The 24117-nt window shown below is 63.6% G+C and carries 18 protein-coding genes; 14 read left to right on the top strand and 4 right to left on the bottom strand.

Going from position 1 to position 24117, the window contains the following annotated elements; genetic code table 11:
* Positions 1–38: 38 nt before the first annotated feature.
* The gene (locus IAE37_RS08035; protein ID WP_201171976.1) at positions 39–1724 is read right to left on the bottom strand and encodes a GspE/PulE family protein; all 1686 of its coding nucleotides are present in this window, start codon (positions 1722–1724) and stop codon (positions 39–41) included.
* A gap of 190 nt (positions 1725–1914) precedes the next feature.
* Positions 1915–3282, bottom strand: coding sequence for a CYTH domain-containing protein (locus IAE37_RS08030; RefSeq protein WP_201171975.1), 1368 nt, complete (start codon positions 3280–3282; stop codon positions 1915–1917).
* 116 nt (positions 3283–3398) lie between these two features.
* On the opposite strand from IAE37_RS08030, the gene argE reads away from it, so the two are divergent.
* Together argE and argA are read left to right on the top strand one after the other, a co-directional pair.
* Positions 3399–4541 (top strand): acetylornithine deacetylase, encoded by a 1143-nt coding sequence (gene argE, locus IAE37_RS08025; protein WP_201171973.1) that lies wholly within the window; start codon positions 3399–3401, stop codon positions 4539–4541.
* 126 nt (positions 4542–4667) lie between these two features.
* Positions 4668–5966 carry an amino-acid N-acetyltransferase gene (argA, locus tag IAE37_RS08020; RefSeq protein WP_201171971.1) on the top strand — a complete coding sequence of 433 codons (1299 nt, stop codon included), beginning with the start codon at positions 4668–4670 and terminating at the stop codon, positions 5964–5966.
* 132 nt (positions 5967–6098) lie between these two features.
* Here the strand turns inward: argA and IAE37_RS08015 are convergent, their stop codons facing one another.
* Entirely contained in the window at positions 6099–7475 is a 1377-nt protein-coding gene (locus IAE37_RS08015; protein ID WP_201171968.1) for a glutamine synthetase family protein, read from the bottom strand.
* A 573-nt stretch (positions 7476–8048) separates the two neighbouring features.
* On the opposite strand from IAE37_RS08015, the gene IAE37_RS08010 reads away from it, so the two are divergent.
* The 7 genes from IAE37_RS08010 to IAE37_RS07980 all read left to right on the top strand — a co-directional run bounded on the left by IAE37_RS08010 (position 8049) and on the right by IAE37_RS07980 (position 16375).
* Positions 8049–9407 carry a glutamine synthetase family protein gene (locus IAE37_RS08010; RefSeq protein WP_133325250.1) on the top strand — a complete coding sequence of 453 codons (1359 nt, stop codon included), beginning with the start codon at positions 8049–8051 and terminating at the stop codon, positions 9405–9407.
* Between the two features lie 48 nt (positions 9408–9455).
* On the top strand, positions 9456–10817 hold the full coding sequence (locus IAE37_RS08005) for an aspartate aminotransferase family protein (RefSeq protein ID WP_201171965.1): 1362 nt from the start codon (positions 9456–9458) through the stop codon (positions 10815–10817).
* A gap of 169 nt (positions 10818–10986) precedes the next feature.
* Positions 10987–12084 carry a polyamine ABC transporter substrate-binding protein gene (locus IAE37_RS08000; protein ID WP_201171962.1) on the top strand — a complete coding sequence of 366 codons (1098 nt, stop codon included), beginning with the start codon at positions 10987–10989 and terminating at the stop codon, positions 12082–12084.
* A gap of 175 nt (positions 12085–12259) precedes the next feature.
* A complete protein-coding gene (locus tag IAE37_RS07995) occupies positions 12260–13354 on the top strand; it encodes a polyamine ABC transporter substrate-binding protein (protein ID WP_201171959.1) in 1095 nt (364 codons plus the stop codon).
* A 71-nt stretch (positions 13355–13425) separates the two neighbouring features.
* Positions 13426–14568 carry a polyamine ABC transporter ATP-binding protein gene (gene potA, locus IAE37_RS07990; protein ID WP_201171956.1) on the top strand — a complete coding sequence of 381 codons (1143 nt, stop codon included), beginning with the start codon at positions 13426–13428 and terminating at the stop codon, positions 14566–14568.
* Positions 14565–15485 carry an ABC transporter permease subunit gene (locus tag IAE37_RS07985; RefSeq protein ID WP_201171953.1) on the top strand — a complete coding sequence of 307 codons (921 nt, stop codon included), beginning with the start codon at positions 14565–14567 and terminating at the stop codon, positions 15483–15485. Before potA ends, IAE37_RS07985 begins: the two co-directional genes overlap by 4 nt.
* A complete protein-coding gene (locus tag IAE37_RS07980) occupies positions 15482–16375 on the top strand; it encodes an ABC transporter permease subunit (protein WP_201171950.1) in 894 nt (297 codons plus the stop codon). The genes IAE37_RS07985 and IAE37_RS07980 overlap by 4 nt, the downstream gene beginning before the upstream one ends.
* A 150-nt stretch (positions 16376–16525) precedes the next feature.
* Here the strand turns inward: IAE37_RS07980 and IAE37_RS07975 are convergent, their stop codons facing one another.
* A complete protein-coding gene (locus IAE37_RS07975) occupies positions 16526–16981 on the bottom strand; it encodes an REP-associated tyrosine transposase (RefSeq protein WP_201171948.1) in 456 nt (151 codons plus the stop codon).
* Positions 16982–17292: 311 nt separating this feature from the next.
* Here IAE37_RS07975 and IAE37_RS07970 point away from each other — a divergent pair, with 311 nt between their 5' ends.
* The 5 genes from IAE37_RS07970 to IAE37_RS07950 all read left to right on the top strand — a co-directional run bounded on the left by IAE37_RS07970 (position 17293) and on the right by IAE37_RS07950 (position 23963).
* Complete coding sequence (locus tag IAE37_RS07970; protein WP_201171946.1) at positions 17293–18381, top strand: efflux RND transporter periplasmic adaptor subunit; 1089 nt, start codon at positions 17293–17295, stop codon at positions 18379–18381.
* A complete protein-coding gene (locus IAE37_RS07965; RefSeq protein WP_201171944.1) occupies positions 18378–19445 on the top strand; it encodes an efflux RND transporter periplasmic adaptor subunit in 1068 nt (355 codons plus the stop codon). The genes IAE37_RS07970 and IAE37_RS07965 overlap by 4 nt, the downstream gene beginning before the upstream one ends.
* Positions 19442–22495 carry an efflux RND transporter permease subunit gene (locus tag IAE37_RS07960; RefSeq protein ID WP_201171941.1) on the top strand — a complete coding sequence of 1018 codons (3054 nt, stop codon included), beginning with the start codon at positions 19442–19444 and terminating at the stop codon, positions 22493–22495. Before IAE37_RS07965 ends, IAE37_RS07960 begins: the two co-directional genes overlap by 4 nt.
* A 229-nt stretch (positions 22496–22724) precedes the next feature.
* Positions 22725–22907 (top strand): sulfur starvation response protein OscA, encoded by a 183-nt coding sequence (gene oscA, locus IAE37_RS07955; protein ID WP_016489716.1) that lies wholly within the window; start codon positions 22725–22727, stop codon positions 22905–22907.
* Positions 22908–22955: 48 nt separating this feature from the next.
* Complete coding sequence (locus IAE37_RS07950) at positions 22956–23963, top strand: sulfate ABC transporter substrate-binding protein (RefSeq protein ID WP_201171939.1); 1008 nt, start codon at positions 22956–22958, stop codon at positions 23961–23963.
* Positions 23964–24117 lie beyond the last annotated feature (154 nt).

The following is a 24117-nucleotide window of genomic DNA, read 5'->3' as shown; positions in this document are numbered from 1 at the left end:
CGCCTGCTCCAAGTTCCTCGTGCACAAGGATATTTTGCTCAACCGCAGACGCGCAGCAGTTCACCCGCGCAGGTCGCTCCGCAGGCTACCTTGGCCTGCCCGCTGGCGCGTAGATCCACCAGCCCATCGGCCTTGGCCTGCTGGCGCAGGCGGCTCAGGTCGGTGCCTGGGCCGATCAGCCTGCGCAGGCCCTCGCCGAGCACCAACACCTCGAACAACCCGGTGCGGCCCTGGAACCCGGTGCCCCGGCAATCGCGACAGGGCTGGCCATCGCTAGCGGCCGCGCGGCCCTGGCAGCTGGCGCACAGCGTGCGCACCAGGCGCTGGGCCATGACGCCGACCAGCGTGGCCTTGATCAGGTAGTCGGCCACGCCCAGTTCCTGCAGGCGGATGACCGCGCCACAGGCATCCTGGGTATGCAGCGTGGACAGCACCAGGTGCCCGGTCAATGCCGCCTGCACCGCCACCTGGGCGGTCTCTCGGTCGCGGATCTCGCCGATCATGATGATGTCCGGGTCCTGGCGTAGCAGGGCACGCACGCCGTTGGCGAAGCCCAGGTCGAGGGCTGGCTGGACCTGCATCTGGTTGAAGGCAGGCTCCAGGCGCTCGATGGGATCCTCGATGGTGCACAGGTTGACCTGCGGCGTGGCCAGTTGCCGGAGGCTGGCGTACAGCGTGCTGGTCTTGCCCGAGCCGGTGGGCCCGGTCACCAGGATGATGCCCTGGCGCCGTGCCAGAAGCGTCTGCCACTGTGCCAGCTGCTTGCCTTCGAGGCCCAACTGCTCGAACCCTTGCAGGGGTTGCCGGGCGTCGAACAGGCGCAGCACCAGCTTTTCGCCAAAGGGCGTGGGCAGGCTGGACAGGCGCAACTCGACCTCGTCACCGCCGGGCAGGCGGCTCTTCACCCGGCCATCCTGGGGGCGGCGTTTTTCCGCCACATCCATACGCGCGAGATGTTTGAGGCGGCTGACCAGGGCCAGGATCACCCCTGCCGGAAACCGGTACACCGTGTGCAACAGCCCATCGATGCGGTAGCGAAGGTGCCCCTGGTCGCGGCGCGGCTCCAGGTGGATATCGCTGGCACGCTGCTCGATGGCGTACTGCAGCAGCCAGTCGACGATGTGCACGATATGGGCATCGTCGGCGCTGGCCTCGACCTGGCGCCTGCCCAGCTCCAGCAGTTGTTCCAGCTCGCCCAGACGGGCCGGTTGCTGGTGCTGCGCGCCCTGCACCGAGTGGGCCAGGCGCAGTACCGACTGCGCCAGCTGGCGCAGTTGCGTGGGGCTGGCCAGCACGCGGCGGATCGGCTTGCCGAGGCTGCGCGCCAGGTCGGCCTGCCAGTCACCCTGGTAAGGTTGGGCGCTGGCGATGGTGACGCTTTCGCTGTCGGTGGCCACGACCAGGATGCCATGGCGCTGGGCGAAGGCTAGCGACATCAGGCTGCCGATCTGAGCCAGGTCCAGGTGCAGCGGGTCGATGTTCAGGTAGGGTTGGCCGACCTTGCCGGCCAGCCAAAGGCAGAGTCGCTCGAGGTCGAGCTGCTGGCCGGGTTGGCGGCGGTCTGCCAGGCCAGCGGCGGCAATGGCTTCCAGTGGGTGGACGGCCGGGCAGGGTTTGGCCTGTTCGAGCACCTGCAGGGCGTCGTCGGCGTCGAGGTGCTGGTCGGCCAGCAGCGCATCGAGCACGCGGCGAAGGTCGAGGGCTTTGGTCTGAGGGTCATGCATGGTGGCCTCCGTGCCAGGTAGCGGGAACCTGGTGAAGGCTAGTCGGCGGTGCGATGGGCGATGCGGGCGAAGCGTTTCTGGGGATTGCTGGAGGGGAGCGGCTGCAGACGGCCTTTTCGCGGGTGAACCCGCTCCTACAGGGCTGCGGTGTACCTGTAGGAGCGGGTTTACCCGCGAATTGCACCGCCGATCAACCTTTGAGCAGATGCTTCCAACCACGGCTCTGGTCGACCACGCGTGCCTGCTCGATACGCGCCTCCAGCAGCTCGTCGCTCAACGGTTGCTCGGCCAGCTCATGCAGCTTTTTCAGGTCGCCATACAGGCGGTCCATCTGCGGTGCGTCGAGCACCTGGCGGGCGTGATGCAGCCAGGCCAGCAGCTGCTCGATGCGTGGCAACTGTTCAGCCAGGTCTTCGGGACGCTGGGTGTACAGCGGCAGCTTCAACGCACGGCCTTCCTCGCCCAGCAGGTGGGCCAGCCAGCTGGCCAGCTGCGCCTTGCCCTGGCGCTCGCCACGGCCCTTGCGCTCGGCAGTCCAGGCTCGGGCCAGCAACCAGCGCGAGGTGTTCAGGGAGAACTGGCCCCAGCGCACGTCCTCGAGCTCTTCGATGAACTGCTCGGGCGCGGCCCGGCGGATGTCTTCGTCGTCGTTGCCGGCCTGCACCAGCGGGCGCCAGTCTTCGAGCAGCGCGTCGAGGCTGGCGCGCAGTTCGCGGGTAGTGGCCCGTGGTGCGGCCTGGCCCAGGCTGGCGACCAGCGCACGCAGCTCGGCCAGGCACTGCACCCAGTCCTGCAGCAGGCGCCAGTGGCCATTGTGGCGGTACTGCTCGGCCAGGCGCTGGCTGCTGCCCAGCAGCTGCCAGGCGAGCGCCGAGAAGGCGTCGTCCACGGCCATTTCCGCGTCCAGCTCGGTGCTGGGCAGGCCCAGTTCGTAGCTGTCGGGCTCGAGCAGGCGATAGCCGCGCTCGGCCTTGCTGATGTCGCAGGGCATCAGCGGCAGGCTGGCGGCCAGCTCGCAAGCCAGTTCGAGCAAGGCTTCGGGTGCCCCTTCACGCAGTTCCAGCTCCAGCTCGCAGATTTCTTCCTTGCGCTTGCTGGCGATCACGAAGCCCTGGTCCAGGGCGGCTTCGATCACCACCTTGCTCTTGCCACGGCCCCAGGCGATTTCGGCGTACTCGCGGGTGAAATCGGTGGTGAACAGTGGCTTGATGGTCTTCTTGTCGAGCCCGGCCAGTTGCTCTGGCCAGCAAGTGCCGTCGAGCTTCTTCAGGTCGAGCTTGACCTTGTCCAGCTGCCACTCGAATTCGTTGCGCTCGGACAGGCCGGCGACGCTCTGGCCACGGCACTTGAGGGTCTGGATGATGACCTCGCCGTCGCGGCGCAGGCGCAGGGCGACGCGGGCGGCGCTGAGGTCACGCTCGGGGGTGTCGAAGTACTGGTTGAGCAGTTCGCGGGTCTGCCAGCCTGACTTGTTGCGCTTCTTCAGCAGGGGGTGCTCGCGCAGGGCGGCGAGGGTCTCGCGGCTGGCGCGGAGCTTGAGTTCGGTTTCTGTGGGCATTGCAGGCTCTATGGGAAGGGCATCATTGCCAGAGAGTCTACAGCAGTCCGCCGCCAACGGTTTATTCCGAACGGCGGATAGTCCTATGATGGGTGACGCTTTCGAGGAGCACGCGCATGCCATTGCCGAGACTCAAGGACCAGTTCGCCGCGTTGATCGCCGCGCCCTCGGTCAGTTGCACCCAGCCGTCCCTGGACCAGTCCAACCGCCAGGTCATCGACCTGCTGGCCGGCTGGCTGGGCGACCTGGGCTTCAGTTGCGACATCCAGCAAGTCGGCCCAGGCAAGTTCAACCTGCTGGCCAGCCGCGGCAGCGGCCCGGGCGGCCTGGTGCTGGCCGGGCACAGCGACACCGTGCCCTACGACGAGCAGTTGTGGGCCAGCGACCCGCTCAAGCTGACTGAAATCGATGGCCGCTGGGTCGGCCTTGGCAGCTGCGACATGAAGGGCTTCTTCCCGCTGATCATCGAGGCTGTGCTGCCGCTGCTGGAGCATGACTTCAAGCAGCCGCTTCTGGTCCTCGCCACCTGCGACGAAGAAAGCTCGATGTCCGGCGCGCGCGCCCTGGCAGCGGCTGGCCGGCCGCTTGGCCGCGCGGCAGTGATCGGCGAGCCTACCGGCTTGCGGCCGATCCGCATGCACAAGGGCATCCTCATGGACCGCATCGATATCCTCGGGCGCAGTGGCCATTCCTCCGACCCGAGCCTTGGCCATAGCGCGCTGGAGGCGATGCACGAGGTGATGGGCGAATTGATGGGCCTGCGTCGGCAATGGCAGGAAACCTACCGCAACCCGCAGTTCAGCGTGCCCACGCCGACGATGAATTTCGGCTGTATCCACGGCGGCGACAACCCCAACCGCATCTGCGGCCAGTGTGCCCTGGAATTCGACCTGCGGCCGTTGCCGGGCATGGATATCGAGCAACTGCGCGCCGCCATCGGCGAAAAACTGCGCCCAGTGGCCGAGCGCCATGAGGTGCGCATCGACTACGCGCCGCTGTTCCCGGCGGTGCCGCCGTTCGAGCAGGCGGTCGACGCCGAGCTGGTGCAGGTGGCCGAGCGGCTCACCGGGCATCGCGCCGAGGCGGTGGCGTTCGGCACCGAAGCGCCTTATCTTCAACAGCTGGGTTGCGAGACCCTGGTACTGGGCCCCGGCGACATCGCCTGCGCCCACCAGCCGGGGGAATACCTTGAAATGTCACGCATCGAGCCTACCGTGCGTCTATTGCGTGACCTGATCAGGCACTATTGCCTGCAGTAAACGTCCATCGAGCTACTTCGTCTTTGCCTAGAGGAGACCGCGCGTGACCGCAAGCCTGTTCCGACGATGATCCTGAACGCCGAGTTACTCCACTGATCGAAGTCCACTTTATCCACAGGCCCTGTCATGCCCGACTACGTCAACTGGCTGCGTCATGCCTCCCCGTACATCAATGCCCATCGCGACTGCACCTTCGTGGTCATGCTCCCCGGCGATGGGGTGGAACATCCCAATTTCGGCAATATCGTCCATGACCTGGTCCTGCTGCACAGCCTTGGCGTGCGCCTGGTGCTGGTGCATGGCTCGCGCCCGCAGATCGAGAGCCGCCTGGCGGCCCGCGGCCTGAGCCCGCACTATCACCGCGGCCTGCGCATCACCGACGCCGCCACCCTGGACTGCGTGATCGACGCGGTCGGTGCGCTGCGCCTGGCCATCGAGGCGCGCCTGTCGATGGACATCGCCGCCTCGCCGATGCAGGGGTCGCGCCTGCGCGTGGCCTGCGGCAACCTGGTCACCGCACGGCCGATCGGCGTGGTCGAGGGGGTCGACTACCACCACACCGGCGAAGTCCGGCGGATCGACCGCAAGGGCATCGGCCGCCTGCTCGACGAACGCTCCATCGTGCTGCTGTCGCCGCTGGGCTATTCGCCGACCGGCGAGATCTTCAACCTGGCCTGCGAGGACGTCGCCACCCGTGCGGCGATCGAACTGGGCGCCGACAAGCTGCTGCTGTTCGGCGCCGAATCGGGCTTGCTCGACGACAAAGGCAACCTGGTGCGCGAGCTGCGTCCGCAGCAGGTGGCGCCGCACCTGGCGCGCCTGGGCAGCGACTACCAGGGCGAATTGCTCGACGCCGCTGCCGAGGCCTGCAAGGGCGGGGTGCCGCGCAGCCATATCGTCAGCTATGCCGAGGATGGCGCACTGCTGACCGAGCTGTTCACCCGCGGCGGTGGGGGCACCCTGGTGTCCCAGGAGCAGTTCGAAGTGGTGCGCGAGGCGACCATCGACGATGTCGGCGGCCTGCTGGAGCTGATCAGCCCGCTGGAAGAGCAGGGCATCCTGGTGCGCCGTTCGCGTGAGGTGCTGGAGCGGGAAATCGAGCAGTTCAGCGTGGTCGAGCGCGAGGGCATGATCATCGCTTGCGCGGCGTTGTACCCGATTGCCGATTCCGAGGCCGGGGAGCTGGCGTGCCTGGCAGTGAACCCGGAGTATCGCCATGGCGGGCGCGGCGACGAGTTGCTCGAGCGCATCGAGAGCCGGGCGCGGCAGATGGGGCTCAATACCTTGTTCGTGCTTACCACGCGTACCGCGCACTGGTTCCGCGAGCGGGGGTTTGCGCCCAGTGGCGTGGAGCGCCTGCCGTCGGCGCGAGCTTCGTTGTACAACTATCAGCGGAATTCGAAGATTTTCGAGAAATCCCTGTAAGCCTGCACTGGCCTTTTCGCGGGTAAACCCGCTCCTACAGGGTATCCGCAGACCTGTAGGAGCGGGTTCACCCGCGAAGCAGGCGACTCGATCCGGAATGAAAAACGCCGCCCCGAAGGGCGGCGTTTTCGTTCACACGGTATGCAGATACCAGTTGTACTCGAGGTCGGAGATCGAGTGCTCGAACTCCTCCAGCTCGCTCTCCTTGCACGCGACGAAGATGTCGATGTACTTCGGATCGATGTACTTGTTGAGGATCTCACTGTCGTCCAGCTCGCGCAGGGCATCGCGCAGGTTGTTCGGCAGGCTCTGCTCCAGCTGCTCGTACGAGTTGCCTTCGATCGGCTCGCCCGGCTCGACCTTGTTGGTCAAGCCATGGTGCACGCCCGCCAGCACTGCGGCCATCATCAGGTACGGGTTGGCGTCGGCGCCGGCCACGCGGTGCTCGATGCGCACGGCGTCCGGCGAGCCGGTCGGTACGCGCAGGGCCACGGTGCGGTTGTCCAGGCCCCAGCTCGGCGCGTTCGGCACGTAGAACTGAGCGCCGAAACGGCGGTACGAGTTGACGTTCGGGCAGAGGAACGCCATGGAAGCGGGCAGGGTCTCGAGCACACCGCCGACAGCGTGACGTAGCGCGGCGTTCTGCTCGGGATCCTCGCTGGTGAAGATGTTGTTACCATCTTTGTCCAGCACGGAGATGTGAACGTGCAGGCCGTTGCCTGCTTGCCCCGGATAGGGCTTGGCCATGAAGGTGGTGTCCATTTCATGGTCGTAGGCGATGTTCTTGATCAGGCGCTTGAGCAGCACCGCATAGTCACAGGCCTTGAGCGGGTCGGCGACATGGTGCAGGTTGACCTCGAACTGCGCCGGGGCGCTTTCCTTGACGATGGCGTCGGCCGGAATACCTTGCTCCTTGGCACCCTCGAGGATGTCCTGGAGGCAGTCGGCGTATTCGTCGAGGTCGTCGATCAGGTAGACCTGGGTCGATTGCGGGCGCTTGCCGGAAATCGGCGAGCGTGGCGGCTGCGGACGGCCGTTCACGTTCTCCTGATCGATCAGGTAGAACTCCAGCTCGAATGCGGCGCAGATGGTCAGGCCCATTTCGGTGAACTTGCTCACCACCTGGCGCAGCACTTCGCGTGGGTCGGCGAAGAACGGCTCGCCTTCGATCTCGTGCATGGTCATCAGCAGCTGCGCGGTCGGGCGCTTCTGCCACGGCTCGTTGGAGAGTGTGTCAGGGATCGGATAGCAGATGCGGTCGGCATCGCCGATATCCAGGCCCAGCCCGGTGCTTTCGACGGTGGAACCGTTGATGTCCAGGGCGAAGAGGGAGGCAGGCAGGTTGATGCCCTTCTCGTAAACCTTGTGGAGGCTGGTGCGCTCGATGCGCTTGCCACGCACCACACCATTCATATCTGCAATCAGAAGGTCAACGTAGAGAACCTCAGGATGTTCCTTAAGGAACGCGTTCGCTTCGTTAAGCTGAACGGCACGCGGGGGTACCGACATGATGCAACACCTTTGTTGTTAAAAATATCAATCAAGGGGGGCTTGCAGGTCCAGTCAATCGAAAAGACATACTGATGTCAAGCCAGCCTCATGATGCCCTGAAATGGCACATCGACGGCAGATTTGCTGCATATCGGGGCGTGCCATTATCCGCTATTTCACCCGTGAAGGGCTATCTCCGACGCTCCGTGTTTTATTTTTTACGGAGGTGTTGTGTAAAAAAATGAACAAGGCTAAGCTCGGGAGCAACCCAGAACACAATAATACGAGGGTCACATGGTCCGCTTGTCGCGACCTGAAAGCGCTGCCTGCGCAGTGCGTTCGGGTAAATTCGCCGTCCTTGCACGCCCTCGGGCTGTGCTGCCTACGCTGGCCGCAATAATTGACGAAAATGGCCTTCAGCCCTTCCGTCGCTGTGACCCTTCGCCCGCTCCAACCTCTTTCTGCCCAAACTGCTCATCCGAGGTACTCTGTTTTCAGTGTATCCACTGTGCTCCTGCGCGGGGGTTTTTGCTTTAGCAATGTACTCCATCCAGAATCAACGCGCGGACCACCTTACCTCCTGAGGTATTTATGAGTAACAACCTCGACCAGCTCACTGATTGGTTGAAAGAGCACAAGATCACCGAAGTCGAATGCCTGATCAGCGACCTGACCGGCATCACCCGCGGCAAGATCTCGCCCACCAACAAGTTCATCGCCGAAAAAGGCATGCGTCTGCCCGAAAGCGTGCTGCTGCAGACCGTGACCGGTGACTACGTCGACGACGACATCTATTACGAACTGCTCGACCCGGCCGACATCGACATGATCTGCCGCCCCGACGAGGACGCCGTGTTCCTGGTGCCGTGGGCCATAGAGCCGACCGCCCAGGTGATCCACGACACCTACGACAAGAAGGGCAACCCGGTCGAGCTGTCGCCGCGCAATGTCCTGAAAAAGGTTCTCAAGCTCTACGCCGACAAAGGCTGGCAGCCGATCGTCGCGCCGGAGATGGAGTTCTACCTGACCAAGCGCAGCGAAGACCCGGACTTCCCCCTGCAGCCGCCGGTAGGCCGCTCCGGGCGCCCGGAAACCGGTCGCCAGTCGTTCTCCATCGAAGCGGCCAACGAATTCGACCCGCTGTTCGAGGACGTCTACGACTGGTGCGAGTTGCAGCAACTGGACCTCGACACGCTGATCCACGAGGACGGCACGGCGCAGATGGAGATCAACTTCCGTCATGGCGACGCCCTGCACCTGGCCGACCAGATTCTGGTGTTCAAGCGCACCATGCGCGAGGCCGCGCTCAAGCACAACGTGGCCGCCACCTTCATGGCCAAGCCCATGACCGGCGAGCCGGGCAGTGCCATGCACCTGCACCAGAGCGTGGTCGACGTGGCCACTGGCAAGAACATCTTCTCCAACGAAGACGGCAGCATGAGCGAGCTGTTCCTGCACCACATCGGTGGCCTGCAGAAGTTCATCCCCGAGGCGCTGCCGCTGTTCGCGCCCAACGTCAACTCGTTCCGCCGCTTCCTGCCCGACACCTCGGCGCCGGTGAACGTCGAGTGGGGCGAGGAGAACCGTACCGTGGGCTTGCGCGTACCGGATGCCGGCCCGCAGAGCCGCCGGGTGGAAAACCGCCTGCCGGGCGCCGACGCCAACCCCTACCTGGCCATCGCCGCCAGCCTGCTGTGCGGCTACATCGGCATGGTCGAAGGCATCGCCGCCAGCGCGCCGGTACAGGGCCGTGGCTACGAGCGGCGCAACCTGCGCCTGCCGCTGACCATCGAAGACGCCCTCGAGCGCATGGAAAACAGCCGTGCGCTGGTGCAGTACCTGGGCAAGAAATTCATCACCGGCTACGTCGCCACCAAGCGAGCCGAGCACGAGAACTTCAAGCGCGTCATCAGCTCCTGGGAGCGTGAGTTCCTGCTGTTCGCCGTCTGATCAACCCTGAGGCCGCCTGTGGGCGGGCGCTGGAAACTGGAGAGGCACATGAGCGTCAACAACCCGCAAACCCGTGAATGGCAGACCCTGAGCGGCGAGCACCACCTTGCTCCTTTCTCTGACTACAAGCAGCTGAAGGAGAAGGGGCCGCGCATCATCACCAAGGCGCAGGGTGTGCATTTGTGGGACAGCGAAGGCCACAAGATCCTCGATGGCATGGCCGGCCTGTGGTGCGTGGCGGTGGGCTATGGCCGGGAAGAGCTGGTGCAGGCGGCCGAGAAGCAGATGCGCGAGCTGCCGTACTACAACCTGTTCTTCCAGACTGCCCACCCGCCTGCGCTGGAACTGGCCAAGGCGATCACCGAGGTGGCGCCCGAGGGCATGACCCATGTGTTCTTCACCGGCTCCGGTTCCGAAGGCAACGACACCGTGCTGCGCATGGTCCGCCATTACTGGGCGCTGAAGGGCAAGCCGCACAAGCAGACCATCATCGGTCGTATCAACGGCTACCACGGCTCTACCGTCGCGGGCGCCAGCCTGGGCGGCATGAGCGGCATGCACGAGCAGGGCGGCCTGCCGATCCCGGGCATCGTGCATATCCCGCAGCCTTACTGGTTCGGTGAAGGCGGCGACATGACCCCGGATGCGTTCGGCGTGTGGGCGGCCGAGCAGTTGGAGCAGAAGATTCTCGAAGTCGGCGAGGACAACGTCGCCGCCTTCATCGCCGAGCCGATCCAGGGCGCCGGCGGCGTGATCATCCCGCCGGACAGCTACTGGCCGAAGGTCAAGGAGATCCTCGCCAAGTACGACATCCTGTTCGTCGCCGACGAGGTGATCTGCGGATTCGGCCGTACCGGCGAGTGGTTCGGCTCCGACTACTACGACCTCGAGCCCGACCTGATGACCATCGCCAAGGGCCTGACCTCCGGTTACATCCCCATGGGCGGTGTGATCGTGCGTGACAAGGTCGCCCAGGTGCTCAGCGAAGGCGGCGACTTCAACCATGGCTTCACCTATTCGGGGCACCCGGTGGCGGCCGCGGTGGGCCTGGAAAACCTGCGCATCCTGCGCGACGAGAAGATCGTCGAGCGGGCCCGCACGGAAGTGGCACCCTACTTGCAAAAACGTCTGCGTGAGCTGCAGGACCACCCACTGGTGGGCGAGGTACGCGGCCTGGGCCTGCTCGGTGCGATCGAACTGGTCAAGGACAAGGCGACTCGAAGCCGTTACGAGGGCAAGGGCGTGGGCATGGTCTGCCGCAACTTCTGCTTCGACAACGGCCTGATCATGCGCGCGGTGGGGGACACCATGATCATCGCGCCGCCTCTGGTGATCAGCCATGAGGAGGTCGACGAGCTGGTGGAAAAGGCACGCAAATGCCTGGATCTGACCCTGGAAGCGATCAAATGATCAGCTGCTAGGCTAGCAATGTGACATTAAGTCGTTACAAGGGGCTGGTTTCCTTGAAACCGCGCCTTGTAACTTGCCAGACTAGCGGCTGTTTCAGTCGCCCAGCGCTTGCACCGTGGGACCTGGCCGCTGAACAGATGGCTAAACAAAAAATTCTGGAGCATTACGCATGAAGAAAATGGGCAAGACGTTGCTGGCCGCCGCCCTGATGGGTGCCATGGCGACCGCTGTGCAGGCTGAGGACAAGGTGCTGAACGTCTACAACTGGTCGGACTACATCGCCCCGGACACCATCGCCAAGTTCGAGAAGCAGACCGGCATCAAGGTCAAGTACGACGTCTTCGACAGCAACGAAACCCTGGAAGCCAAGCTCCTGGCCGGCAAGTCCGGTTACGACATCGTGGTGCCGTCCAACAATTTCCTGGCCAAGCAGATCAAGGCCGGCGTCTACGAGGAACTGGACCGATCCAAGCTGGCGAACTGGAAGAACCTCGACGAAGACCTGCTCAAGGCCGTGGGTGATGCCAGCGACCCGGGCAACAAGTACGCCTTCCCCTACATGTGGGGCTCCATCGGCATCGGCTACAACCCGGAGAAGGTCAAGGCCGCGCTGGGCGTCGACCACATCGACTCGTGGGATGCCGTGTTCAAGCCCGAGAACATCGCCAAGCTCAAGAGCTGCGGCGTGAGCTTCCTCGATGCCCCGACCGAGATGCTGCCGGCCGCGCTGCACTACCTGGGCAAGCCGACCAACAGCACCGATAAGAAAGACCTGAAGGCCGCCGAGGACCTGTTCCTGAGCATCCGTCCTTCGATCACCTACTTCCACTCGTCCAAGTACATCGGCGACATGGCCAACGGCAACATCTGCGTGGCCGTCGGCTACTCGGGTGACCTGGAGCAGTCCAAGGCCCGAGCCCATGAAGCGGGCGACAAGGTCAAGGTCGACTACATCATTCCGAAAGAAGGTGCCGGTACCTTCTACGACATGGTCGCCATCCCCAAAGATGCCGAGCACAAGGAAGCCGCCTACAAGTTCATGGACTTCCTGATGCAGCCGGAGATCATGGCCGAGATCACCAACGCCGTGCGCTTCCCGAACGGCAACAAGGCCGCGACCCAGTTCGTCGACAAGGACATCGCCAGCGACCCGAGCATCTATCCGCCTGCTGACGTGAAGAAACAGCTGTATGCCATCGCCGCACCTGATGCCAAGGTTCAGCGTGACATCACCCGTAGCTGGACCAGGATCAAGTCGGGCAAGTAAACCCGATGCGGTGCCCTCTGGGCCGGGGTTTTCCGGCCCGGAGGCAGTTTAAGGCAATTGATGATTGCGGCATCGAAGCTGCGAAGGTAAGTTGCGCGCCGGTTTTGCGTATGCGGTCGCGCGCAGGCCGGTAAGCATGCCGCCACCGAAGGCAATGATTGTGAGGATCACCCACTTGTCTATTTCTGTATTGCGCAAGGCCTTGATGGCTGGAGCAGGTCTGACGCTGGCTTGCAGCGTCCAAGCGGCGCCGACGGTGCACCTGTACAACTGGTCAGACTATATCGGGCCGACCACGCTCGCGGACTTCGAGAAAGCCACCGGCATCAAGCCTGTGCAGGACGTGTTCGACTCCAACGAAACCCTGGAAGGCAAGCTCCTGGCCGGCAACACCGGCTACGACGTGGTCGTGCCGTCCAACCATTTCCTCGGCAAGCAGATCAAGGCGGGCGCATTCCAGAAGCTCGACAAGAGCCTGCTGCCCAATTATTCCAACCTGGATCCGGCGTTGATGAAGCGCCTTGAAAAGAACGATCCGGGCAACCAGTATGCGGTGCCGTATCTGTGGGGCACCAACGGCATCGGTTACAACGTCGACAAGGTCAAGGCCGTGCTGGGCGTCGATCACATCGATTCCTGGGCGGTGCTGTTCGAGCCCGAGAACATGAAGAAGCTGTCCAGCTGCGGCGTGGCCTTCCTCGACTCGGCGGACGAAATGCTTCCGGCGGTGCTGCAGTACATGGGCCTGAACCCCAACAGCACCGACCCCAAGGACTACGCCAAGGCCGAGCAGAAACTGCTGGCGGTGCGTCCTTATGTCACCTACTTCCATTCTTCGAAGTACATCACCGACCTGGCCAACGGCGACATCTGCGTCGCGGCCGGTTTCTCCGGCGATGTATTCCAGGCCAAGTCCCGCGCTGAAGAGGCCAAGAAGGGCGTCAACCTGGCCTACGCGATCCCCAAGGAAGGCGGCAACCTCTGGTTCGACGTGCTGGCGATCCCCAAGGACGCCAAGAACGTCAAGGAGGCCCATGCACTCATCGACTATCTGCTCAAGCCTGAGGTTATCGCCCAGGTCAGCGACTATGTCGGTTATGCCAACCCCAACCCCAAGGCTGGCGACCTGATGGACCAGGACGTACGCACCGATCCTGCGGTCTACCCCCCGCAGGAAGTGCTGGACAAGATGTTCGTCAATTCCGAGTTGCCCCCCAAGGTGCAACGTCTGATGACCCGTAGCTGGACCAAGATCAAGTCGGGCAAGTAACACCATCCAGGCCCGCCGCCTGCCTTGCGTACAAGGCGGCGGGTATACCAATCTTGTTGGGAGTTTCACTCATGGCAGTCGCCTCCGGTGCCTATAAGAAAGCCCTCGAGGGTGGCCAGCAACCCAAGCAGGTGCTGGTCAAGATCGACCGGGTCACGAAAAAATTCGACGAAACGGTCGCCGTGGACGATGTGTCCCTGGAAATCCGCAAGGGCGAGATCTTCGCCCTGCTGGGCGGCTCCGGTTCCGGCAAGTCGACCTTGCTGCGCATGCTCGCAGGCTTCGAGCGCCCCACCGAGGGGCGCATCTTCCTCGATGGCGTCGATATCACCGACATGCCGCCCTACGAGCGGCCGATCAACATGATGTTCCAGTCCTATGCGCTGTTCCCGCACATGACCGTGGCGCAGAACATCGCCTTCGGCCTGCAGCAGGACAAGATGCCCAAGGCCGAGATCGACGCCCGCGTGGCCGAGATGCTCAAGCTGGTGCACATGACCCAGTACGCCAAGCGCAAGCCGCACCAGCTGTCCGGTGGCCAGCGCCAGCGGGTGGCCCTGGCGCGCTCGCTGGCCAAGCGGCCGAAGCTGCTGCTGCTCGATGAACCGATGGGCGCGCTGGACAAGAAACTGCGTTCGCAGATGCAGCTGGAGCTGGTGGAGATCATCGAGCGCGTGGGCGTGACCTGCGTGATGGTGACCCACGACCAGGAAGAGGCCATGACCATGGCCCAGCGCATCGCCATCATGCACCTGGGCTGGATCGCCCAGATCGGCTCGCCGGTGGACATCTACGAGACCCCGACCAGCCGCCTGGTGTGTGAATTCATCGGCAACGTCAACCTGTTCGAGGCCGAGGTCATCGACGATGCCGAGGGTCATGCGCTGATCGCCTCGCCTGAGCTCGAGCGCAAGATCTACGTCGGGCATGGTGTCTCGACGTCGGTCGAGGACAAGCACATCACCTACGCCCTGCGCCCGGAAAAGATGCTGGTGACGACCCAGCAGCCGGAGTTCGAGCACAACTGGTCGCGCGGCAAGGTCCACGACATCGCCTACCTCGGTGGCCACTCGGTGTTCTACGTGGAGCTGCCGAGCGGCAAGATCGTCCAGTCGTTCGTCGCCAACGCCGAGCGCCAGGGCACCCGCCCGACCTGGGGCGATGAAGTGTACGTGTGGTGGGAAGACGACAGCGGCGTGGTCCTGCGGTCATGAAACTGCGCAAGCTCAAGCGAGCCTTCCAGCGCATCACCCCGCAGGGGCGGCATGTGGTGATCGGCGTGCCGTTCATCTGGCTGTTCCTGTTCTTCATGCTGCCGTTCTTCATCGTGCTGAAGATCAGCTTCGCCGAAGCCGACGTGGCGATCCCGCCGTACACCGAGATCTACAGCTACGTCGAGGACAAGATCCAGCTGGTGCTGAACCTGGCCAACTACGGCCTGCTCACCGAGGATGAACTGTACCTCTCGGCCTACCTGGGCTCGCTGAAGATGGCTTTCTTCAGCACCCTGCTGTGCCTGCTGATCGGCTACCCGATGGCCTATGCCATCGCCAACGCCAAGAAGGAGACCCAGACGGTCCTGCTGCTGTTGATCATGATGCCGACCTGGACCGCGATCCTGATCCGTGTCTATGCCTGGATGGGCATCCTCAGCAACAACGGCCTGCTCAATGGCTTCCTGCTCTGGACCGGCCTGATCGACCAGCCCCTGCAGATTCTCAACACCAATCTGGCGGTGTACATCGGCGTGGTCTATTCGTACCTGCCGTTCATGATCCTGCCGCTGTTCGCCAACCTGGTGAAGCACGATGCGAGCTTGCTCGAGGCGGCGTCCGACCTGGGTTCGAGCACCTTCAACAGCTTCTGGAAGATCACCGTGCCGCTGTCGAAGAACGGCATCATCGCCGGCTGCATGCTGGTGTTCATCCCGGTGGTGGGCGAGTTCGTGATTCCTGAACTGCTCGGCGGCCCGGAAACCCTGATGATCGGCAAGGTGCTGTGGCAGGAGTTCTTCAACAACCGTGACTGGCCGGTGGCCTCGGCCCTGGCGGTGGTGATGCTGGCGATCCTGATCGTGCCGATTCTGCTGTTCAACCGCAGCCAGGCCAAAGAAATGGAGGGCCGCGCATGAAACGCTTCAGTTTCTCCAAGCTGATGCTGGTGCTCGGCTTGCTGTTCATCTACCTGCCGATGCTGATCCTGGTGATCTACTCGTTCAACGCCTCCAAGCTGGTGACGGTGTGGGGCGGTTGGTCGGTGAAGTGGTACGTCGGCCTGCTCGACAACACCCAGTTGATGGGTTCGGTGATGCGCTCGCTGGAAATCGCCTGCTACACCGCGGTGGCCGCTGTGGCGCTGGGTACCCTGGCGGCCTTCGTGCTGACCCGGGTCACCCGCTTCAAGGGCCGTACGCTGTTCGGTGGCCTGGTCACCGCGCCGCTGGTGATGCCTGAGGTGATCACCGGTCTGTCGCTGTTGCTGCTGTTCGTGGCCATGGCGCAGATGATCGGCTGGCCCGAGGAACGTGGCATCGTCACCATCTGGATCGCCCACACCACGTTCTGCGCGGCCTATGTGGCGGTAGTGGTGTCGGCGCGCCTGCGTGAGCTGGACCTGTCGATCGAGGAAGCGGCCATGGACCTCGGTGCCAAGCCGTGGAAGGTGTTCTTCCTGATCACCATCCCGATGATCGCGCCATCGCTGGCGGCGGGCGGCATGATGTCGTTCGCCCTGTCGCTGGACGACCTGGTACTGGCGAGCTTCGTCTCCGGCCCCGGTTCGACCACGCTGCCGATGGAAGTGTTCTCGGCCGTGCGCCTGGGCGTGAAGCCGGAGATCAACGCCGTGGCCAGCCTGATCCTGCTGTCGGTGTCGCTGGTGACGTTCTTCGTCTGGTACTTCAGCCGCCAGGCCGAAGAGCGCCGCCGCAAGGCCATCCAGCAGGCCATCGAGGAAGGTGCCGCGGCCAATGCCTCGCAGCCACAGGTCAAGCGCCCGGGCCAGGTTGCCGCGTCGGCCTGATCGGGCCTTTTCGCGGGCTTGCCCGCTCCCACAGGGACATCACAGCCTTCAGGGTTGTGGTGGGTCCTGTGGGACAGGGGAGGTCAAAACCTTCAGGTTTATGATAATCCCTGTGGGAGCGGGCGAGCCCGCGAAGGCCCCACCACCGATTCAAAGCCATACTGCATCCCAATGTGGATAATCCCTGACACTCCTGACCAATCCAGCCCTCAAGGGATTGGCAACAATGTACCGGGCTACATGCACTACTCCCTCTTCCTGCCGCAGCGCATGGTCCTGGTAACCGGATTGCCATATCGGCTTGTGCCTGATCCCTGCCTTGCGCAATGCAATCGCTGTGCGTGATTTAAACTTGCGCATCAGTGTTCCCAATGTCACTTCCTTCAGTTCGATCAGCCAATGCAGATGGTCAGGCATCACTACCCATGCCAACGACCGGCAGTCCTGAATGTCATTTGAGATCCGCAGATGTTTGACCACCAGACGGGCATGGTGGAAGTCGAGGAAGAGCGGCTTTCGCTGGTGCGTGATGGTGGTCAGCATGTAGAGCCTGCCTGGCTCGGAAAAGCGCCCGCGGCGCAATCGATGGGATTCGGCTAACGGCATTGTGATCTTCCTTGAAATTGAACCTCCCTTTGAAAGGTAGCGGCTGAAGTGGGGTTGCCAGGTGGCCGATGATTTCTGGATGTGGCAAGAGCTGATGCATGGCTGTGCCGGCCTCTTCGCGGGCGCGCCCGCTCCCACAGGGATAGTGGATTTCTCAAGACTTGCGCCCTACCTGTGCGGGCGTGCCCGCGAAGGGGTCGGTACAGGCACCGAAAATGCCAGCTTGGCCCCTATCAGTGTTGTTTATCGAACCCTGATCTACGCTAACAGTCGCATTCCTTGAATCTTTTGCGCGCAAGCTAGGAGCCTGCATGACGTTGATGCGTCCGCTGTTGGTCGTTTGCCTGGGGCTGTCGGGCTTGCTCACAGGCTGCGGTAAGGAAGAAACCACCGAACAACTCCCCCGGGTCGGCGTGTTGCAGGTATCCGCCACCGACTTCGCTGCCCGGGTCACGCTGACCGGTGACGTGCAGGCGCGGGTCGAGACCGACCTGTCGTTCCGCGTGGGCGGCAAGATCATCTCACGCAGCGTCGACGTGGGCGACCACGTCAAGGCCAACCAGGTGCTGGCGCGGCTCGACCCCAAGGACCTGCAGAACAACGTCGACTCGGCCAAGGCCGAGGTGTCGGCGGCCCAGGCCAGGGTCACGCAAACCAGCGCGGCCTTCGTCCGCCAGCAGAAACTGCTGCCCAAGGGCTACACCAGCCAGAGCGAGTACGACGCTGCCGAGGCCGCGCTGCGCAGCAACCAGAGCGCGCTCAAGGCCGCCCAGGCGCAACTGGCCGACGCCAAGGAGCAACTGAGCTACACCGAGCTGGTGTCCGAGGCCGATGGCGTGATCACCGAGCGCCAGGCCGAGGTCGGTCAGGTGGTGCAGGCGACCATGCCGATCTTCGGCCTGGCCCAGGACGGCGACCGCGATGCCGTGTTCAACGTGTACGAATCGCTGCTGGTGGCGCCGCCCAGCGATGCCGGGGTGATCGTCAGCCTGCTCGACGACCCCAAGGTCCAGGCCCATGGCTATGTGCGCGAAATTACCCCGACGGTGTCGGAGCAGAGCGGTACCGTGGAAGTGAAGGTGGCGCTCAAGGATGTTCCCCCGCAGATGCAACTGGGCGCGCCAGTGACCGCCACCACCAACGCCCAGGGCCGGCCGAGCATCGAGCTGCCATGGTCGGCGCTGACCAAGGCCTTGCACGAGCCAGCGGTGTGGGTGGTGGGCGAGGGCGACAAGGTCGAGTTGCGCCAGGTCGAGGTCAGCCGTTACCTCACCGGCAAGATCGTGATCGCCAGCGGCCTGAAAAGCGGCGAGACCGTGGTGGTCAACGGTGGTCAGTTGCTGCACCCCGGCATGCAGGTGCAGAAGATCGATGGCAATGCCCCAGGGGGTGAACTATGAAGCGCCTGCTGCTGATGCTTTCAGTGGGCGCCCTGTTGGCCGCCTGCAGCAGTGAGGATGAAGCCCCCGAACCGATCCGGCCGGTGCTGTGGACCAAGGTCGAGCCCCAGGCGAAGGCGCAGTTGGGGCGGTTCGCCGGCACCATTCAGGCGCGCTTCGAAAGTACCCTGGGCTTTCGCGTGTCCGGGCGAATCGCTCGGCGCTGGCTGGATGTCGGCGCCCAGGTCAAACCGGGCGATACGCTGGCCACGCTCGACCCGACCGACCAGCAGAACCAGCTGCGCGCCGCCGAGGGTGACCTGGCGCGGGTCCAGGCGCAATGGATCAACGCCCAGGCCGATGCACGCCGCCAGCAGCAGCTGTACGACCGGGGCGTCGGCGCCCAGGCCCAGCTGGACATCGCCCAGGCCAACCTGAAGACCACCGCGGCGTCGCTGGAGCAGGCCCGTTCGGCGCTCAGCCAGGCTCACGACCAGCTCGGCTACACCACCCTGAGCAGCGATCACGCGGCCGTGATCACCGACTGGAAGGCCGAAGCGGGGCAAACCGTCAGTGCCGGCGAGGCGGTGGTGACCCTGGCCCGCCCGGATGTGAAGGAGGCGGTGATCGACCTGCCGATCGGCCTGGCCGAGCAATTGAGCAAGGGCCTGACCTTCACCGTCGCCTCGCAGTTGGAACCGAGCATCAACACCACCGCCAACCTGCGTGAACTCGAACCCCAGGCCGACGCCACCACCCGCACCCGCCGCGCCCGCCTGACCCTGGCCAGCACCCCGGCGGCCTTCCACCTGGGCACCGCCATCAGCGTCACCCTGACCTCCGACGTCACCCCGCGCAGCGAGCTGCCGCTCAGCGCCCTGCTCGAGCGCGATGGCAAGCACCAGGTCTGGGTGATCGACCCCGCCAGCAAGACCGTGGCCACCCGTGACGTCACCCTGATCGACCGTACCGACGAAACCTTCGTCCTGACCGCTGGCGTACAGCCAGGAGAGCGCGTGGTCACGGCCGGTGTGAACAGCCTCAAGCCTGGCCAGAAGGTCGCCTTCGACGAGGATGCGCAATGAAAGGAAGCTTCAACCTCTCCGAATGGGCGCTCAAGCACCAGTCTTTCGTCTGGTACCTGATGTTCGTCGGCCTGCTGATGGGCATCTTCTCGTACTTCAACCTCGGCCGTGAGGAAGATCCGTCCTTCACCATCAAGACCATGGTCATCCAGACCCGCTGGCCGGGTGCGACCCAGGACGAAACCCTGTACCAGGTCACCGACCGCATCGAGAAGAAGCTCGAGGAACTCGACTCGCTCGACTACACCAAGAGCTACACCCGGCCGGGCGAATCCACGGTCTATGTCTACCTGCGCGATACCACCAAAGCGGCGGACATTCCACAGATCTGGTACCAGGTTCGCAAGAAGATCGACGACATCCGCGGCCAGTTCCCGTCGGGTATCCAAGGCCCGGGCTTCAACGATGAGTTCGGCGACGTGTTCGGCTCGATCTACGCCTTCACCGCCGACGGCCTGAGCCTGCGCCAGCTGCGTGACTACGTCGAACAGGCGCGCGCCGAGGTGCGCGATGTGCCGAACATCGGCAAGATCGAGATGGTCGGCACCCAGGACGAGGTGCTGTACCTGAACTTCTCCACCCGCAAGCTGGCCGCGCTGGGCATCGACCAGCGCCAGGTCATGCAGGCCTTGCAGGCGCAGAACGCGGTGACCCCGGCGGGGGTGATCGAGGCCGGCCCGGAGCGTATCTCGGTGCGCACCACCGGGCAGTTCGCCTCGGAGAAAGACCTGCAGACCGTCAACCTGAAGATCAACGACCGCTTCTTCCGCCTGGCCGACATCGCCGACATCGAGCGCGGCTATGTCGACCCGCCTTCGCCCATGTTCCGCTACAACGGCCAGACGGCCATCGGCCTGGCCATCGGCATGAAGGCCGGCGGCAACATCCAGGTGTTCGGCGCCGCCTTGAAAGAGAAGATGGACAAGGTGGTGCAGGAGCTGCCGGTGGGCGTGGGCGTGCACACCGTGTCGGACCAGGCGGTGGTGGTGAAGGATGCCGTAGGGGGCTTCACCAGTGCGCTGTTCGAAGCCGTGGTGATTGTGTTGGCGGTCAGCTTCGTCAGCTTGGGGATGCGTGCCGGGCTGGTGGTGGCCTGCTCGATTCCGTTGGTCCTGGCCATGGTCTTCGTGTTCATGGAGTACAGCGGCATCACCATGCAGCGGATCTCCCTGGGCGCCTTGATCATCGCCCTGGGCCTGCTGGTGGATGACGCCATGATCACCGTCGAGGTCATGGTCACCCGGCTGGAGATGGGCGAGAGCAAGGAGCAGGCGGCCACCTTCGCCTATACCTCGACGGCGTTCCCCATGCTCACCGGCACCCTGGTGACCGTGGCCGGTTTCGTGCCGATCGGGCTCAACGCGAGTTCGGCTGGCGAGTACACCTACACGCTGTTCGCGGTGATCGCCGTGGCGTTGCTGGTGTCGTGGATCGTGGCGGTGTTCTTCGCCCCGGTGCTGGGCGTGCACATTCTCAGCAGCAGCAAGATCAAGCCCCATGCAGCAGAGCCGGGGCGGGTGGGCAGGGCCTTCGAAGGCGGGCTGCTGTGGTGCATGCGCAATCGTTGGCTGACCATCATCGGCACCGTGGTGCTGTTCGCCCTGTCGATCTTCGCCATGCGCTTCGTGCAGAATCAGTTCTTCCCGTCTTCGGACCGGCCGGAGATCCTGGTCGACCTCAACCTGCCGCAGAATGCCTCCATCGAGGAAACCCGCAAGGTCGTCGACCGCCTCGAGGCGAAGATCAAGGACGACCCCGACCTGGTACGCTGGAGCACCTACATCGGCCAGGGCGCGATTCGCTTCTACCTGCCGCTGGACCAACAGCTGCAGAACCCGTACTACGCCCAGTTGGTGATCGTGAGCAAGGGCTTCGACGAGCGCCAGGGCATGATCGAGCGCCTGCAGAAGCTGCTCAAGGAAGAGTTCGTCGGCATCGGTACCAACGTCCAGTCGCTGGAGATGGGCCCGCCGGTGGGTCGCCCGATCCAGTACCGGGTCAGCGGCAAGGACATCGACCAGGTGCGCAAGCATGCCATCGACCTGGCGACCCTGCTCGACCAGAACCCGCATATCGGCGAGATGATCTACGACTGGAACGAACCCGGCAAGGTACTGCGGGTGGAGATCGCCCAGGACAAGGCGCGCCAGCTGGGGCTATCGTCCGAGGATGTTGCCAATGTCATGAACAGCATCGTCAGCGGCGTGCCCATCACCCAGGTCAACGACAACATCTACCTGGTCGACGTGATAGCCCGCGCCGAGGACAGCGAGCGGGGCACCCCCGATACCTTGCAGAACCTGCAGATCCTCACGCCCAACGGCACGTCGATCCCGTTGTTGTCGTTCGCCACCGTGCGCTACGAACTGGAGCAGCCGCTGGTGTGGCGGCGTGACCGCAAGCCGACCATCACCATCAAGGCATCGGTCAATGGCGACATCCAGCCCACCGACCTGGTCGCCCAGCTCAAGCCCGACATCGACGCCTTCGCCAGCAAGCTGCCGGTCGGCTACGAGGTCGCTACCGGCGGTACGGTGGAAGAAAGCGGCAAGGCCCAGGGGCCGATCGCCAAGGTCATTCCGCTGATGCTGTTCCTCATGGCGACCTTCCTGATGATCCAGCTGCACAGCGTGCAGAAGCTGTTCCTGGTGGTCAGCGTGGCGCCGCTGGGGCTGATCGGCGTGGTGCTGGCGCTGGTGCCCACGGGCACGCCGATGGGCTTCGTGGCGATCCTCGGGATCCTGGCGCTGGCGGGGATCATCATCCGCAACTCGGTGATCCTGGTGACCCAGATCGACGAGTTCGAGGCCCAGGGCTACGCGCCGTGGGACGCGGTGCTGGAGGCCACCAACCACCGGCGCAGGCCGATCCTGCTGACGGCGGCAGCGGCCAGCCTGGGGATGATCCCGATCGCCCGGGAAGTGTTCTGGGGGCCGATGGCCTACGCGATGATCGGCGGGATCATCAGTGCCACCTTGCTGACCCTGTTGTTCCTGCCGGCGCTGTACGTGGCCTGGTACAAGATCCGCGAGCCACAAAAACAGAGTTGAATCCGGCACACCCCCTGTAGGAGCGGGTTTACCCGCGAATGCGTCGGTGACCACACCATCGCATTCGCGGGTAAACCCCGCTCCTACAGGATCTGTTTTATTTTTGGTTATATAAAAATTCTTAAACAGTATTTTTAAGAATAATCCCACCTCACTACTATTGCCCTCAAGCCAGGCGCAAACCCCCTTCAAACTTCTGCCCGGCACCCTTACTCACAGGAGAACGAGCATGAGTGCATCTCTGCGCAGCATCGACGGTCAGGACGAAGCCACCATTCTGCGTGAAATCCAGAGCGCGCTGCGCGATCTGCGCTTCGGTGCGGTGGAGATCACGGTGCATAACGCTCAGGTCGTGCAGATCGAGCGCAAGGAGAAATTCCGTCTGCAACAGCCCGGCAACAAGTCCGGCTGATTCCGCGCCACATCCAAAACTAGAAAAATGCCAATCGGGAGCTTCACCATGTCCATCCGCCGTTATGCGCTTGCCGCCTTGGCCAGTGCGGTTTTTGCCGGTTCCGCCATCGCCAAGGACTACGAACTGCTGAACGTGTCCTATGACCCGACCCGTGAGCTGTACCAGCAGTACAACGCCGAATTCATCAAGCACTGGCAGCAGTCCCACCCGGACGACAAGGTGAAGATCCAGCAGTCCCACGGTGGCTCGGGCAAGCAAGGCCGCGCCGTCATCGACGGCCTGCGCGCCGATGTCGTGACCCTGGCCCTGGCCGGTGACATCGACGAAATCGCCAAGCTCGGCAAGACCCTGCCTGAGAACTGGCAGAGCCGCCTGCCGGACGCCAGCACCCCGTATACCTCGACCATCGTGTTCCTGGTGCGCAAGGGCAACCCGAAAGGCATCAAGGACTGGGGCGACCTGGTCAAGAAGGACGTCTCGGTCATCACCCCCAACCCGAAAACCTCCGGCGGCGCCCGCTGGAACTTCCTCGCCGCCTGGGCCTACGGCCTGAAGACCGGTGGCAGCGAAGACAAGGCCAAGGAATACGTCAAGGAGCTGTTCAAGCACGTACCGGTGCTCGATACCGGTGCCCGCGGCTCGACCATCACCTTCGTCAACAATGGCCAGGGCGACGTGCTGCTGGCCTGGGAAAACGAGGCCTTCCTGGCGCTGAAGGAAGACGGTGGCGCCGACAAGTTCGACATCGTCGTGCCTTCGCTGTCGATCCTGGCCGAGCCGCCGGTCGCGGTGGTCGACAAGAACGCCGAGAAGAAAGGCAATACCGAGATCGCCACCGAGTACCTCAAGCACCTGTACAGCCCGGCTGGCCAGAAGATCGCCGCCGAGAACTTCTATCGACCACGGGACGAGAAGGTCGCTGCCGAGTTCGGCAAGCAGTTCCCGAAACTGGACCTGGTGACCATCGACAAGGACTTCGGTGGCTGGAAAACTGCACAGCCTAAGTTCTTCAATGATGGCGGTGTGTTCGACCAGATCTATCAGGCACAGTAAGCACCAAGGAAAAGCGGGGCCGCTCTGCGGCCCTTCGCGGCACAAGGCCGCTCCTACAAGAGATACGCGATCATCTGTAGGAGCGGCCTTGTGCCGCGAAGGGCTGCAAGGCAGCCCCAGGATTCAGAAGCCTGCACCGGCCCGGCACCTACGC

The organism is Pseudomonas sp. S31, from assembly GCF_016648105.1.
Taxonomy (GTDB): Bacteria; Pseudomonadota; Gammaproteobacteria; order Pseudomonadales; family Pseudomonadaceae; genus Aquipseudomonas.
Note: the sequence above shows the minus strand (reverse complement) of the source record. Positions and strands in the feature narration are given on the sequence as shown.